This is a genomic window from Alphaproteobacteria bacterium (genome assembly GCA_041396705.1).
In the GTDB taxonomy this organism is placed as follows: Bacteria; Pseudomonadota; Alphaproteobacteria; order CALKHQ01; family CALKHQ01; genus CALKHQ01.
In genome coordinates this window covers 482,703-497,071 of sequence record JAWKYB010000002.1, presented here as the reverse complement: position 1 = coordinate 497,071, position 14,369 = coordinate 482,703, and the positions used below count along the sequence as shown (strand labels likewise).

General features: G+C 71.6%; 15 protein-coding genes. 8 read left to right on the top strand and 7 right to left on the bottom strand.

From position 1 onward, the window contains the following. Positions 1-174 precede the first annotated feature (174 nt). The gene (locus R3F55_02270) at positions 175-399 is read left to right on the top strand and encodes a hypothetical protein (GenBank protein ID MEZ5666260.1); all 225 of its coding nucleotides are present in this window, start codon (positions 175-177) and stop codon (positions 397-399) included. 21 nt (positions 400-420) lie between these two features. On the opposite strand, the gene R3F55_02265 is transcribed toward R3F55_02270, so the two are convergent. From R3F55_02265 to gatC, 6 genes are all read right to left on the bottom strand, one after another. Further along, entirely contained in the window at positions 421-987 is a 567-nt protein-coding gene (locus tag R3F55_02265) for a hypothetical protein (GenBank protein MEZ5666259.1), read from the bottom strand. After that, complete coding sequence (locus tag R3F55_02260; protein MEZ5666258.1) at positions 984-1,685, bottom strand: glutathione binding-like protein; 702 nt, start codon at positions 1,683-1,685, stop codon at positions 984-986. The genes R3F55_02265 and R3F55_02260 overlap by 4 nt, the downstream gene beginning before the upstream one ends. Positions 1,686-1,780: 95 nt before the next feature. After that, a complete protein-coding gene (locus R3F55_02255; protein ID MEZ5666257.1) occupies positions 1,781-2,425 on the bottom strand; it encodes a class I SAM-dependent methyltransferase in 645 nt (214 codons plus the stop codon). Between the two features lie 87 nt (positions 2,426-2,512). Next, positions 2,513-3,973 carry an Asp-tRNA(Asn)/Glu-tRNA(Gln) amidotransferase subunit GatB gene (gene gatB / locus R3F55_02250; GenBank protein ID MEZ5666256.1) on the bottom strand — a complete coding sequence of 487 codons (1,461 nt, stop codon included), beginning with the start codon at positions 3,971-3,973 and terminating at the stop codon, positions 2,513-2,515. Then, positions 3,970-5,460: an Asp-tRNA(Asn)/Glu-tRNA(Gln) amidotransferase subunit GatA gene (gene gatA, locus R3F55_02245; GenBank protein MEZ5666255.1), complete on the bottom strand. Its 1,491-nt coding sequence runs from the start codon at positions 5,458-5,460 to the stop codon at positions 3,970-3,972. Before gatA ends, gatB begins: the two co-directional genes overlap by 4 nt. 3 nt (positions 5,461-5,463) lie before the next feature. Then, positions 5,464-5,751 carry an Asp-tRNA(Asn)/Glu-tRNA(Gln) amidotransferase subunit GatC gene (gatC, locus tag R3F55_02240; GenBank protein MEZ5666254.1) on the bottom strand — a complete coding sequence of 96 codons (288 nt, stop codon included), beginning with the start codon at positions 5,749-5,751 and terminating at the stop codon, positions 5,464-5,466. Positions 5,752-6,025: 274 nt separating this feature from the next. Here gatC and R3F55_02235 point away from each other — a divergent pair, with 274 nt between their 5' ends. The 4 genes from R3F55_02235 to ruvX are packed head-to-tail and all read left to right on the top strand — an operon-like array spanning position 6,026 to position 9,249. Then, on the top strand, positions 6,026-7,021 hold the full coding sequence (locus tag R3F55_02235) for an ATP-binding cassette domain-containing protein (protein ID MEZ5666253.1): 996 nt from the start codon (positions 6,026-6,028) through the stop codon (positions 7,019-7,021). After that, on the top strand, positions 7,018-7,836 hold the full coding sequence (locus R3F55_02230; GenBank protein MEZ5666252.1) for an ABC transporter permease: 819 nt from the start codon (positions 7,018-7,020) through the stop codon (positions 7,834-7,836). The genes R3F55_02235 and R3F55_02230 overlap by 4 nt, the downstream gene beginning before the upstream one ends. 1 nt (position 7,837) lies before the next feature. Next, positions 7,838-8,746 (top strand): DMT family transporter, encoded by a 909-nt coding sequence (locus tag R3F55_02225; GenBank protein ID MEZ5666251.1) that lies wholly within the window; start codon positions 7,838-7,840, stop codon positions 8,744-8,746. Positions 8,747-8,763: 17 nt separating this feature from the next. Beyond that, complete coding sequence (ruvX, locus tag R3F55_02220; protein MEZ5666250.1) at positions 8,764-9,249, top strand: Holliday junction resolvase RuvX; 486 nt, start codon at positions 8,764-8,766, stop codon at positions 9,247-9,249. Here the strand turns inward: ruvX and R3F55_02215 are convergent, their stop codons facing one another. Then, positions 9,250-9,798, bottom strand: coding sequence for a VOC family protein (locus R3F55_02215; GenBank protein ID MEZ5666249.1), 549 nt, complete (start codon positions 9,796-9,798; stop codon positions 9,250-9,252). It abuts the gene before it with no gap. Here R3F55_02215 and plsY point away from each other — a divergent pair. The 3 genes from plsY (at position 9,779) to topA (ending at position 14,362) form a co-directional block, all read left to right on the top strand. Beyond that, positions 9,779-10,477: a glycerol-3-phosphate 1-O-acyltransferase PlsY gene (gene plsY, locus R3F55_02210; GenBank protein ID MEZ5666248.1), complete on the top strand. Its 699-nt coding sequence runs from the start codon at positions 9,779-9,781 to the stop codon at positions 10,475-10,477. The two genes, R3F55_02215 and plsY, sit on opposite strands and share 20 nt — an antisense overlap. Further along, positions 10,474-11,619, top strand: a complete 1,146-nt coding sequence (gene dprA / locus R3F55_02205) for a DNA-processing protein DprA (protein ID MEZ5666247.1) — start codon at positions 10,474-10,476, stop codon at positions 11,617-11,619. The genes plsY and dprA overlap by 4 nt, the downstream gene beginning before the upstream one ends. A 64-nt stretch (positions 11,620-11,683) precedes the next feature. Further along, on the top strand, positions 11,684-14,362 hold the full coding sequence (topA, locus tag R3F55_02200; GenBank protein MEZ5666246.1) for a type I DNA topoisomerase: 2,679 nt from the start codon (positions 11,684-11,686) through the stop codon (positions 14,360-14,362). Positions 14,363-14,369: the final 7 nt, after the last annotated feature.

Below are 14,369 nucleotides of genomic sequence, written 5' to 3'. Positions count from 1 at the left end.
GCCCGCCCGGCCGGCCGGCGATGGCCGATTTGGCTTGTGCGGACGGCTTCAAGATTTTTTAGGACTGTTGCGCCAACGTTGCCTCGACTTCGTGGCATCACCGGTCGTCGTCAAGGATTGGCAGAAAGCCGGATCCGCACAGGTGCCGCGGGGGGCAATGGATTGGCACGAGGTATGGCCATGCAACTGTCAGACAGGACTGTCGAAGCTCTGCTCGATCTGGTCGAGATCAAGTTGAGCTGCATTCACGTTTTCGATCGCGAGGGCGCACGCGAGGTCGCGACGCTGGAACGGGCGAAGCAAGAACTGCTGATGCTCAACGGCGGCGGCGATGTCGTGCAGTTCCCGGGGGCCGAGCGGCGTCGCCGCGGCCGCCCGCGGAAGGTTGCCGTCGGCTGACCGGCCGGCCGCGTCCCGCGGCTAACCGCCCGAACCCGGATTCGCGTCCGTCGGCTGCGCCTGCAGCGGGCTGAGCCGCGCCACGCCGCCGTCGATGTGGACGGCGAAGCGCGCGTCGGCCCGCGCCAGGGCGCACGGCCACGGGTCGAAGGCCAGCGGCTGGCCGGCGATCAGGTGCCAGCCATAGTCGAGCGCCTCGCCGTCGGCGGCGAGCACGAACGCGTGCGAGCCGGCGCCGGCGAGGTGGCCGGCGACCAGTTCGGACTTGTCCCAGGCGAAGCCGAGGCAGGCGTCGATCGCGGCCGGCGCGGTCTCGCCGTGCGGCAGCAGGCTGACCTGCTGCCACGCGGTGTCGGACAGCGCGGCCAGGTCGACCGTTCCGCCCTCGCCGGCCGCGGCCACCGCGTCGGCGAGCCGGCGCGGGAAGTCGGAGTCCGGCTCGCTGTATTCGAGATAGGCGACCGACGCGACGACGGCGACCAGCACGACCAGCGCGATGATCAGCGTCGAGCAGCCCCACAGCCCGTAGCGCAGGGTGCGGGTGCGGGCGCTCTCGCCCGCACCGCCGGCGGCCGGCGTGCCGCTCAACGGCGGGCGTATTGCTGCGCGCCGAACAGCACCTTCTTCTCCGCCTCGGACATGCCGCCCTGGCGGCGGTGCTCCATCAGCACCTCGACCCCGCGCTTGACCGCCGGCCGCTCGGCGATGGTCTCGAACCACGCCTTCAGGTGCGGGAAGTCCTCCAGCTTCTGGCCCTGGTTCTCGTAGGAGCGCAGCCAGGGGAAGGTGGCGATGTCGGCGATCGAATAGGCGTCGCCGGCCAGCCACGGGCTCTCGCCCAGCCGGCGGTCGATCACGCCATAGAGCCGGCCGGCCTCGTTGGTGTAGCGGTCGTAGGCGTAGGGGATCTTCTGCGGCGCGTAGTTGCGGAAGTGGTGGGCCTGGCCCAGCATCGGGCCGACGCCGCCCATCTGGAACATCAGCCACTCCAGCACCCGATAGCGCTCGCGCGGGCGGTCGGCGCCCGGCATGAAGCGGCCGGTCTTCTCGGCCAGGTAGATCAGGATCGCGCCGCTCTCGAACACCGAGATCGGCTTGCCGTCCGGCCCGTCCGGATCGACGATGGCCGGGATCTTGTTGTTCGGGCTGATCTTCAGGAAGTCCGGCGCGAATTGGTCGCCGCTGCCGATGTTGACCGGGATCGCCCGGTAGGCCAGCCCGCATTCCTCCAGCATGATGTGGATCTTGTGGCCGTTCGGGGTCGGCCAGCTGTAGACGTCGATCATCGGCGGTTTCCCCTGTTCGATCTGTGTATGGACGCGGTCGCGAACCTGATGCGGCCGGCGCGAAAGGAAAGGCCTGCGCGAACCGGGCGCGGCCCTCAGGGCCGGCGACGGGCGACCAGGCTGGTCACCGCCGCGCGGCCGCGATGGCCGCGGCCCTCGTCGAGCGTGGTCTCGGTCTCGTCCAGTTCCAGGATGTCCGCGTCGCGGAAATCCTCGCGCAGGCGATAGGCCGAATAGAGCATGTCGAGGTCGGGCGGGCCGCCGGACTGGTAAAGCCGCTGATAGGGGCTGAACGCCTGGATCAGCACCAGCCCGCCCGGCACCAGCGCCTGCAGCATCTTGGCGTGGATCACCGGCCGGTCCCAGCGGCGGAAGTGGGCATAGATCGCCACCACCACGTCGAAGCGGCCGGCCGGCCAGTCCCACGAGCGCAGGTCGGTGGTGTGCAGGGTCAGCCCGACGCCGTGCTTCTGCGCCAGCGCCGCCGCCTTGGCCTGGGCCTTGGGCGAAGCGTCGACCGCCGTCACCTTGCAGCCCTGCTCGGCCAGCCATACGCCGTTGCGGCCCTCGCCGTCGGCGACCGCCAGCACGGCCTGGCCCGCCTTCAGCCGGTGCTTCTGCGTCACCAGCCAGGCATTGGGCGCGGTGCCGTAGAAATAGTCGCTGTCGGCATATCTCTGGTCCCAGAAGCCGGCCGGATCTTCGGCCAGCGCGGGCACGGGCGTGGTGGTCTCGGTCAAACCGGCTCTCCCCGCAAGGGGCGGATGAATGGCGAACGGGAGGGCTTAGATTAGCGCCGCCACAGGCGCGGGCAAGCGAATCGGCGCTCAGCCCTTCAGCCGCGCCCGCAGCACCTCGTTGACCAGCTTCGGGTTGGCCTTGCCCTGGGTCGCCTTCATCACCTGGCCGACGAACCAGCCGATCAGCTTGTCGTTGCCGCCGCGATAGGCGGCGACGTTGTCCGGGCTGGCCGCGATCACCGCATCGACCGCGGCGTCGATGGCGCCGGTGTCGGTGATCTGGCGCAGCCCCTTCTCCTCGACGATCGCCGCCGCCGGCCGGCCGCTGGCGAACATGTCGTTGAACACGTCCTTGGCGATCTTGCCGGAGATGGTGTCGTCGGCGATCAGGTCGATCAGCCCGCCCAGGTCGGCGGCCGAGACCGGCGAGGACTCGATCTCCACGCCGGCCCGGTTCAGCCGGCCGAACAGCTCTGAGATCACCCAGTTGGCGGCAAGCTTCGGGTCGCGTGCCCTGCCGCTCGCGTCCACCACCGCCTCGTAATAGGCGGCCGTGTCGCGGTCGGCCACCAGCACGCCGGCGTCGTAGGCCGACAGCCCGAACGCCTCGACGAAGCGCGCCTTCTTGGCGTCCGGCAGTTCCGGCAGCGCCGCGCGCAGCGCATCCACCCAGGCCGGATCCAGCTCCAGCGGCAGCAGGTCCGGGTCGGGGAAATAGCGGTAGTCGTGCGCCTCCTCCTTCGAGCGCATCGAGCGGGTGACGCCCTTGGCCGAATCGAACAGGCGCGTCTCCTGCACGATGGTGCCGCCCTCCTCCAGGATTTCGACCTGGCGGCGCGCCTCGTACTCGATCGCCTGGCGGATGAAGCGGATCGAGTTGACGTTCTTGATCTCGCAGCGTGTGCCGAGCCCCTCGCCCGGCCGGCGCACCGAGACGTTGACGTCGGCGCGCAGCGAGCCCTGCTCCATGTTGCCGTCGCAGGTGCCGAGATAGCGCAGGATCGCGCGCAGCTTGGTGACATAGGCGGCGGCCTCGTCCGGCGAGCGCATGTCCGGCTCCGACACGATCTCCATCAGCGCGACGCCGGCGCGGTTGAGGTCGATGAAGGTGCGGTGCGGATCCTGGTCGTGCAGCGACTTGCCGGCATCCTGCTCCAGGTGCAGGCGGGTGATGCGCACGTCCTTGGTCGCGCCGTCGGGCAGATCGATGGCGATCACCCCGGCGCCGACCACCGGCTGCAGGTACTGCGAGATCTGGTAGCCCTGCGGCAGGTCCGGATAGAAGTAGTTCTTGCGGTCGAACACCGAGCGCAAGTTGATCTGCGCATTCAGGCCCAGCCCGGTGCGCACCGCCTGGCGGACGCATTCGCCGTTGATCACCGGCAGCATGCCCGGCAGCGCCGCGTCGACCAGGCTGACCTGGGTGTTGGCCTCGGCGCCGAAGGCGGTGGCCGCGCCGGAGAACAGCTTGGCCTGGGAGGTCACCTGGGCATGGACCTCCAGGCCCAGCACCATCTCCCAAACGCCGGTCTCGCCCTTGATGATCATGCGCCGATCCCCGCCTTGACCGCGCCCAGCGCATCGAAGCCGGCGGCATCCTCGATCGCCTGGGCGACCCGGAACACGGTCGGCTCGTCGAACGGCCGGCCCAGCACCTGCAGGCCGAGCGGCAGGCCCTCGCCGTTCAGGCCGGCCGGCACCGAGATGCCGGGCAGGCCGGCCATGTTCGCCGGCACCGTGAACACGTCGTTGAGGTACATCTTGATCGGGTCGTCGACCGGATCGTCGACCGGGAACGCCGCATTCGGCGTGGTCGGCGTCAGGATCGCGTCGACCGTCTCGAACGCCTGCGCGAAATCGCGGGCGATCAGGCTGCGCACCCGCCGCGCCTTGTTGTAGTAGGCGTCGTAGTAGCCGGCCGACAGCACATAGGTGCCGATCAGCACGCGGCGGCGCACCTCGGCGCCGAAACCGGCGCCGCGCGTTGCCTCGTACATGTCGATCAGCTCGTCGGCCGGCACCCGCAGGCCGAAACGCACGCCGTCGTAGCGGGCGAGGTTCGACGAGGCCTCGGCCGGGGCGACGATGTAGTAGGCCGGCAGCGCGTATTGCGTGTGCGGCAGGCTGATGTCGACGATCGCGGCGCCGGCCTCCTTCAGCCAGGCGATGCCGCGGTCCCACAGCGCGCCGATCTCCGCCGGCAGGCCGTCGGGCCGGTATTCCTTCGGGATGCCGATCCTGAGGCCGCGGACGTCGCCGGCAAGGCCGGCAGCATAGTCCGGCACCGGCCGGTCGACGCTGGTCGAATCCTTCGCATCGAAGCCGGCGATGGCGCCGAGCATCAGGGCGGCGTCGCGCACCGAGCGGCCGAACGGCCCGGCCTGGTCCAGCGACGAGGCGAAGGCGACGATACCCCAGCGCGAGCAGCGGCCGTAGGTCGGCTTCAGCCCGACCACGCCGCTGAACGACGCCGGCTGGCGGATCGAGCCGCCGGTGTCGGTGCCGAGCGTGCCCATGGCCAGCGCCGCCGCCACCGCCGCCGCCGAGCCGCCGGACGAGCCGCCCGGCACGCGTGCAGACGTGTCGCCCGGCGCGCGCCAGGGATTGGCGACCGGGCCGTAGTGGCTGGTCAGGTTCGACGAGCCCATGGCGAACTCGTCCATGTTGGTCTTGCCCAGCATCACCGCGCCGGCCGCCCACAGGTTGGCCGTGACCGTGCTCTCATAGGGCGGCGCGAAGCCGTCGAGGATGCGGCTGGCCGCCGTGGTCAGCACGCCCTCGGTGCAGAACAGGTCCTTGACCGCGACCGGGATGCCGTCCAGCGGCCGCGCCTCAGCCTTGGCGCGCCGCGCGTCGCTGGCCGCGGCCATCGCCAGCGCCTTGTCCGGCGTCTCGGTGACGAAAGCGTTCAGGCTGCGGGCCGCGGCCATCGCGTCGAGATGCGCCTGCGCCAGCTCGCGCGCGCTGAACCGGCCGGCGGCCAGGCCGTCGAGCGCCGCGGCGATGGTCAGGTGGGTGAGGTCGCTGCCCGCCATCGCCTATTCCACCACCGTCGGCACGGTGAAGAAGCCGCGCTCCGGGTCTGGCGCATTGGCCAGCACCGCGTCGCGGCGATCGCCGTCGGTGACCGCGTCCTCGCGCCAGCGCAGGCCCATCGCCACCACGCTGGTCATCGGCTCGACGCCGGCGGTGTCGACCTCGTCGAGCTGGGCGACGAAGCCGAGGATGCGCTCCATGTCGTGGCGCACGGCGTCGAGCTCCGCGTCGGTGACGCGGATGCGTGCCAGGTGCGCGATGCGGCGCACCGTATCCTTGTCCAGCGGCATGGGCGGCATTCCCGGTTCAGGCCAGAGCTGCGTTGCGAAGGCTGCCGGACGGTATCACCGCGCCCGCTGGCCCGACAACCCACGCCCGGCCGCCACGTGCCGGGCTTGTTGCGCCGGGCGCGCCGGCACTGTCAACCCGGTCCTTGCCGGCCGGGCCGGGGCACCGCGCGCCGCGACGTGATTTGCCCGCCGGGCCGGCACGCGTTATGAACCGCGCCGAAGCGGCCCGGCGCGAAGGTGCCGTGTGCGACGACACGGCGATGCGGCCCCGACCATGCACGACGATGCCCATTCCCCGACCCTGGCGATCGAGACCGCGGGCCTGGTCAAGGCATTCGGTGCCAACCGGGCGGTCGACGGCATCGACCTGCAGGTGCGCCGCGGCAGCATCTTCGGCCTGCTCGGCCCCAACGGTGCCGGCAAGACCACGCTGGTGCGCATGCTCGCCACCCTGCTGCGCCCGACGGCGGGCACGGCCCGCGTGCTCGGCCAAGACATCGTCCGCGACGCGGCGCAGGTGCGCCGGCGGATCAGCCTGACCGGCCAGTTCGCCTCGGTCGACGAGGACCTGACCGGATCGGAGAACCTGGTGCTGCTGGCCCGGCTGCTCGGCTTCGGCCGGGCCCAGGCGCGCGGCCGGGCCGCCGCGCTGCTCGACGCCTTCGACCTGGCGGAGGCGGCGGGCCAGCAGGTGCGCCGCTACTCGGGCGGCATGCGGCGCCGGCTCGACATCGCCGCCAGCGTCGTCAGCACGCCGGAGCTGCTGTTCCTCGACGAACCGACCACCGGGCTCGATCCGCGCAGCCGCGGCCAGGTGTGGCAGATCATTCGCGCGCTGGTCGCCGGCGGCGCCACCGTGCTGCTGACCACGCAGTATCTGGAGGAGGCCGACCAGCTGGCCGACCGCATCGCGGTGATCGACCGCGGCCGGGTGATCGCCGAGGGCAGCAGCGCCGAGCTGAAGGCCTCGGTCGGCGCCAGCGTGCTGCACGTGCGGCTGGCCGAGCCGGAGCGACGGGACGCGGCTCTGGCCCTGCTGACCGGCCGGCTGGGCGACCACGTCCACGCCGACGCCGACCCGCGCGCGCTGACCGCCCAGCTGTCCGATCCGGCCGCGGCCGCCGCCGCGCTGGCCGCGCTGACCGAGGCCGGGCTCGCCGTCAGCGAGTTCTCGCTGGGCCAGCCCAGCCTGGACGAGGTGTTCTTCGCGCTGACCGGCCATGCCGCGGTGGCGCCCGACGAAGCCGACCGGGCGGCGGCCGAGACATGAGCGCGCGCATCGACGACGCCGTCGCCGCCGTGCTGGCTGCCCGCGAGCGGCCGGCGCCGCCGGGCGCGCTGGCCAACCTGGCCACCTTTGCCTGGCGCGCGCTGCTGAAGATCAAGCACGGGCCGGAACAGCTGTTCGACGTCGCGGTGACGCCGGTGATGTTCACCGTGATGTTCACCTATCTGTTCGGCGGCGCGGTCGCCGGCTCGTCGGCGGTCTACCTGCAGTACCTGCTGCCGGGCATCATGGTGCAGACGGTGATGTTCACCTCGATCTATACCGGCTTCACGCTGAACACCGATATCGGCCGCGGCATCTTCGACCGCTTCCGCTCGATGCCGATCTGGGCGGCCGCGCCGGTGGCCGGCGCGATCGCCGGCGACATGGTGCGCCACGCCGCCTCGGCCGTGCTGGTGATCGCGGTCGGCCTGATCCTCGGCTTCCGGCCCGAGGGCGGCGTGCTCGGCGTGGCGTTCGCCATCGGCCTGCTGCTGGTGTTCGCCGCAGGAATCGGGTGGATCTTCACCGCCGTCGGGCTGATCGTGCGCACGCCGGCGACGGTGATGACGATGAGTTGGCTGGTGCTGATGCCGGTGACCTTCCTGTCCAACATCTATGTCGACCCGGCGACGATGCCGGACTGGCTGGCCGCCATCGTCGGAGTCAATCCCGTCGCGCTGCTGACGACGGCGATCCGGGGCGTCATCCACGGCCGGGCCGTGGCCGGCGACATCGCCTTCGCGCTGATCGGTCCGGCCGTCGTCGCCGGCATCTTCGCGCCGATCGCGATGCTGCTGTACCGGCGCGAGCGCTGAGATGGCCGCGGACGCCGCCGCCATGCCGGCGGAGACGCCGGGCAGCGGCCGCGGGCTGGTGCTGGTCGCCGCCTCGGCGCTGCTGTGGAGCAGCGGCGGACTGATCGTTCGCCTGCTCGACAGTGCCGACAGCTGGACCACGATCTTCTGGCGCTCGGCCTCGGCCTGCCTGTTCCTGCTCGGCTTTCTGGCGCTGCGCGACGGCCGCGCGGCGCCGGCGCTTTTCCGGCGGATGGGTGCGCCCGGCCTGGTGGTCGCGGCCGGCTTCGCCTGCGCCTCGATCTCGTTCGTGGTCGCGCTCAGCCTGACCTCGGTGGCCGAGACGCTGATGATCATGAGTTCGGCGCCGCTGATCGCCGCCCTGCTCGGCCGCGCCGTGCTCGGCGAGCCGATCAGCCCGGCAACCTGGCTGACCATCGCCGCGGTGATGCTGGGCATCGCGCTGATCGCCGCCGACGCCTTGGAGCACGGCTCGCTGCTGGGCGACGCCTTCGCGCTGGCGTCGGCCTGCGGCTATTCGGCCGCCATCGTCGCCATCCGCCGCCACCCGCAGGTGCGGATGACGCCGGCCGTCTGCACCGGCGCCGCCTGCGCCATGCTGATCGCCCTGCCCTTCGCCACGCCGCTGGCGGTGACCGCCCACGATGCCCCGCTGCTGGCGCTGTTCGGCGCCGGCCAGCTCGGCCTCGGGCTGGCACTGTTCGTCACCGGCGCCCGGCTGATCCCGGCGGCCCACTCCGCCCTGATCGGGCTGCTGGAACCGGTGCTGGGGCCGGTCTGGGTGTGGCTGGCTTTCGCCGAGCGGCCGACCGCGCTCGCGCTGGTCGGCGGCACCATCGTCATCGCCGGCGTCACCGCCAACACCGTTCACGGGCTGCGCCGGCGCAAGCGCCGGCTGCCGGCCGGCTGAGCCAGGGGAGAACGGCCATGGCCGTGCTCGACGCCGCCGCATTCGCCGCCGCCGTCTCGCCGCCGACCCGGCTGGTCGGCCTCGACCTCGGCACCAAGACCATCGGGTTCGCCGTCGGCGACGGCGCCTGGATGGTGGCCGCACCGGTGACGACGATCCGCCGCCGCAAGCTGCAGCCCGACCTGGACACGCTGTTCGCGCTGATGGACGAACGCCGCGCCGGCGGCATCGTGCTGGGGCTGCCGGTCAACATGGACGGCAGCGAAGGCCCGCGCTGCCAGGCGACCCGCGCCTTCGCCCGCGAGCTGCTGAAGCGCCGCGACCTGCCGATCCTGCTGTGGGACGAGCGGCTGTCGACCAGCGCGGTCGAGCGCCAGATGATCGAGGCGGCCGACATGTCGCGCCGCCGCCGCGCGCAGGAGGTCGACCAGGCCGCCGCCGCCTACATCCTGCAGGGCGCGCTCGACGCGCTGCGCCGCCGCCGCCCGGACCCGGCTTCCTAGTCAGCCCGCCGACTGCAGCAGCTGGAACACGTTGCCTTCGGGATCCTGGCCGTCGCAGAGCGGGCCCGGATGACCCGCGAAGTGCCTGATCTCGCCCATACACGCGCCCAGCCGGGCCAGCGCCTCGCGATGCGACTGCAGCGGTCCTGCAACCGCGAACACGATCTTGGCGTTGCTGTTCTCCCCCGCCTCGGCCGCCGCGTCACCGCGCCAGGCTTCGCCGGCCCGATGCAACGCAAGCTCACAGCCGGCGGAGCGCAGCACCGCCCACTCGCCCGGGACGTGCTCGCTCGGCGTCAACCCGAGCCCGGCGCCGTAGAAGCCGACGAGCCGGTCGACGTCCTGAACGAACAGGATGATCCGATAAAGCGTGCCTGCCATAATGCCCTTCGCAGCCGAACGGTCGCCACCGCCAAGCAGGGTCGCCCCGGCGGCGACGATCCTGCCCCGCCGCGGGCGCTGACGCAAGCTCGCAGCCAATCGTTTTGGTTGATCGTTCGTGCGCAAACAACTACCATTGAGGGCATAGATGCCACACCAGATCGCCATCGACCACGGGCTGACCGGCCTGCTGCTCTCGGCCCTCGTCGCCTATCTGCTCGGCGCCATCCCGTTCGGGCTGGTGCTGACGCTGGCGGCAGGGCTGGGCGATCTGCGCAAGATCGGCTCCGGCAACATCGGCACCACCAACGTGCTGCGCACCGGCCGCAAGGGGCTGGCTGCGGCGACGCTGCTGCTGGACGGCGGCAAGGGTGCGGTTGCCGTGCTGCTGGCGATCTACTGGCTCTACGGCGTCGGCGCCGACATGACGGCGGCAACCGCAGCCGCGGACGGCGATGCGGAATTCGCCGACATCGCGCTGGCAGCCAGCGCCGGCCTGGTCGCCGGGCTGTTCGCGGTGCTCGGCCACATGTTCCCGGTCTGGCTCGGCTTCCGCGGCGGCAAGGGCGTCGCCACCGGCTTCGGCGTCTACCTGGCGTTGTCGCCGACCGTCGGCCTGGCCTGCATCGGCCTGTGGCTGCTGTTCGCGCTGATCAGCCGCTATTCCTCCGCCGCCGCGCTGTTCTCGTTCCTGGCCGCGCCCTTCGTGTTCTACCTGGTGACGCCATTCTTCGCGCTGATGGCGCTGGTCGTCTGCGTGCTGGTCTGGATCCGCCACCACCACAACATCGTCCGCCTGCTGCGCGGCCAGGAAAGCCGGATCCGGCTGGGCAGGTCGGATCGATGACCGAGGCCGGGCTGAGCGACGACGAACGGCTGGACTGGCTGCGGCTGGCCCGTACGGAGGGCATCGGCCCGATGACCTTCCTTTCGCTGCTGGCGCAGTTCGACAGTGCCGCCGGTGCTCTGGCGGCATTGCCGGGCCTCGCGCGCCGCGGCGGCGCGGCGCAGCAGCCGCGCATCCCGAGCCGAGGCGAGGCGGAGCGCGAGGCCGCCGCGCTGGCCCGCATCGGCGGCCGGCTGATCGCGCTGGCCGACCCCGACTATCCGGAGGCGCTGGCCGCGATCGCCGACCCGCCGCCGGTGCTCAGCGTGCGGGGCGACCCCGCCCTGCTGCACGGCCCGGCCATCGCGGTCGTCGGCGCCCGCAACGCCTCGGCCAACGGCCGCCGGCTGGCCCGGACGATCGCCGAAGACCTGGCCGAATCCGGCATCACCGTGGTGTCCGGCATGGCCCGCGGCATCGACACCGCGGCGCACGAGGGCGCGGCCGCGCGCACCGTGGCCGTGGTCGCCGGCGGCATCGACATCGTCTATCCGCCGGAGAACCGGCCGCTGATCGACCATATCGCGGCGCATGGCTGCGTCGTCGCCGAGCAGCCGTTCGGCACCGAGCCGCAGGCGCGACATTTCCCGCGCCGCAACCGCATTGTCTCCGGGCTCGCCCGCGGCGTGGTGGTGGTGGAGGCGGCGCTGCGCTCCGGCTCGCTGATCACCGCGCGGATGGCGCTGCAGCAGGGGCGCGAGGTGTTCGCGGTGCCGGGCTCGCCGCTCGACCCGCGCTGCCAGGGCGCCAACAACCTGATCCGCCAGGGCGCGACGCTGACGGAGAGCGCGCGCGACGTCCTGGACGGTTTGGCCGGCAGCCTGCAGCCGCTGCCGCGACCGGCCCGGCGGGCACCGCCCCGCGTGGCGGCGACGCCTGTCCGGGCCGCGCCGCCGACGGCGGAGAATGGTGCGGATGACCTGCACGACCGCATCCTCGGCCTGCTTTCCCACGCGCCGATCCCGGTTGACGAACTGATCCGCGAGTGCCAAGTGTCTGTGCCTGACGCGAACGCGGTGCTGCTGGAGCTTGAGTTGGCGGGCCGGATCAGCCGGTCTGTCGACAATCAGGTGGCCCTGGCGGGGGATCCGGTTCGCCGTTGAAGCACAGATCGACCGGCCTGCGCCGTTCAGCGCAGGACAACGGTGGCAACCGAATGGCCCCCCGATGAACGTTGTCGTTGTCGAATCGCCGGCGAAGGCGAAAACCATCAACAAATACCTGGGCAGCGACTACCGCGTGGTCGCGTCCTACGGGCACATCCGCGACCTGCCGGCCAAGGACGGCTCGGTGCGGCCGGACGAGGCCTTCGACATGGACTGGGAGATCGACCCCCGGTCCGAGAAGCACGTCAAGGCGATCATCCAGGAGCTGAAGTCGGCCGACCGGCTGTATCTCGCCACCGACCCCGACCGCGAGGGCGAGGCGATCTCCTGGCACGTGCAGGAGGAGCTGCGCAAGCGGCGCGCGCTGAAGGACGTGGCGGTGTCACGTGTCACGTTCAACGAGATCACCAAGTCGGCGGTGCTCGACGCGATCGCCAACCCGCGCGACCTCGACCAGGCGCTGATCGACGCCTATCTGGCGCGGCGCGCGCTGGACTACCTGGTCGGCTTCACGCTGTCGCCGGTGCTGTGGCGCAAGCTGCCCGGCGCGCGCTCGGCCGGGCGGGTGCAGTCGGTGGCGCTGCGGCTGATCTGCGAGCGCGAAGCCGAGATCGAGGTGTTCCGGCCGCGCGAATACTGGTCGGTCGACGTGGTGCTGAAAACCCCGGCCGGCGACGACCTGCCCTGTGCGCTGGCGGTGCTGGACGGCGAGAAGCTGGACAAGTTCGCGCTGGGCGACGGCGACAGCGCCAATCGCGCGGCCGAGCGCATCCGCGCCGCCGGCACATTCGGCGTCGCCGCGGTCGACCGCAAGCGGGTCAAGCGCAACCCCTATCCGCCGTTCACCACCTCGACCCTGCAGCAGGAGGCCTCGCGCAAGCTGGGCTTCAGCGCGACCCAGACCATGCGGGTGGCGCAGCGGCTGTACGAGGGCGTCGCCCTGGGCAGCGAGACGGTCGGCCTGATCACCTACATGCGGACCGACAGCGTGACGCTGAGCAACGAGGCGATCGGCGCGATCCGCAACGCGATCGCCAACATCTACGGCGACGAGTACCTGCCGTCGTCGCCGCGCATGTACAAGACCAAGGCCAAGAACGCGCAGGAGGCGCACGAGGCGATCCGCCCGACCGACATGGCGCGCACGCCGAAGGAGGTCGCCCGCTATCTCGACGACGACCAGCGCCGGCTCTACGAGCTGATCTGGCGCCGGACGATGGCGTGCGAGATGGTCAGCGCCGAGCTCGACCGCGTCGTGGTCGACCTGACCGACGCCAGCGGCGCCATCGGCCTGCGCGCGACCGGCTCGGTCGTCGCCTTCGACGGCTTCATGAAAGCCTATCGCGAGGACCGCGACGACCCCGACCCCGACGAGGCCGGCGAGGAAGGCCGCCGTCTGCCGACGGTGAAAGAGGGCGACCGCACCGACGTGGACACGGTCGCGCCCAACCAGCACTTCACCCAGCCGCCGCCGCGCTACAGCGAGGCCTCGCTGGTCAAGAAGCTGGAGGAGCTGGGCATCGGCCGGCCGTCGACCTATGCCTCGATCATCCAGGTGCTGCAGGACCGGGAGTACGTCACGCTGGACCGGCGCCGGTTCGTGCCCGGCGACCGCGGCCGGCTGGTCACCGCGTTCCTGGAAGGCTTCTTCCGCCGCTATGTCGAATACAACTTCACCGCCGACCTGGAGAACCAGCTCGACGACATCTCCGGCGGCCGGATCGACTGGCGCACGGTGCTGCGCGAGTTCTGGCAGGCGTTCCAGGCCGCCATCGCCGAAACCAGGGACCTGACCATCGGCCAGGTGCTCGAGAACCTGGACGCCAGCCTGGGCCAGCATTTCTTCCCGTCGAAGGCGGACGGCAGCGACCCGCGCGCCTGCCCCAGCTGCGCCACCGGCCGGCTCGGGCTCCGGCTCGGCAAGCACGGCGCCTTCATCGGCTGCGGCAACTATCCGGAATGCCGCTACACGCGGCCGCTGGCGCTGCCGGGCGACGACGAGGCCGGCAATGCGGCGGCCGGCGACGGCCCGATCGCGCTGGGCAATCATCCGGAAACCGGCATGCCGGTCAGCGTGCGCAAGGGTCCCTACGGCTTCTACATCCAGCACGGCGAGCCCGCCGAGGGCGAGAAGACCAAGCCGCAGCGGGTGGCGCTGCCGAAGGATCGGGCGCCGGACGGCGTCGACCTCGACTTCGCCGTGCAGCTGCTCGCCCTGCCCCGCATCGTCGGCCGTCACTCGGAAACCGGCGAGCCGATCTATGCCGGCCTCGGCCGCTTCGGCCCCTATCTGAAATACGACAGCACCTACGTCTCGCTGCCGTCGATCGACGAGGTGCTGACCATCGGCGAGAACCGCGCCAACGCGCTGTTGGCCGAGAAGAAGGGCGGGCGCGGCGGCGGTGCCGCCGTGCTGGCCAGTCTCGGCGACCATCCGGGCGGCGGCGCGGTCACCGTCAACAAGGGCCGCTACGGCCCCTATGTGAAGTGGGGCCGCGTGTTCGCCTCGGTGCCGAAGAACCAGGACCCGGCCACGGTCACGCTGGAGCAGGCGGTCGCGCTGCTGGCCGCGAAGGCCGGCGCCAAGGCCAACGGCAAGACGGCGTCGAAGAAGCCGGCCGCGAAGAAAGCCACCGGCAAGAAGCCCGCGACGAAGAAGGCCGCCGCCAAGCCGGCTGCACGCAAGCCGTCGGCCAGGAAGAGCGGCAAGCCCTCGGCCTCCGCCGAACCGCCCGGCTGAGGCGCGC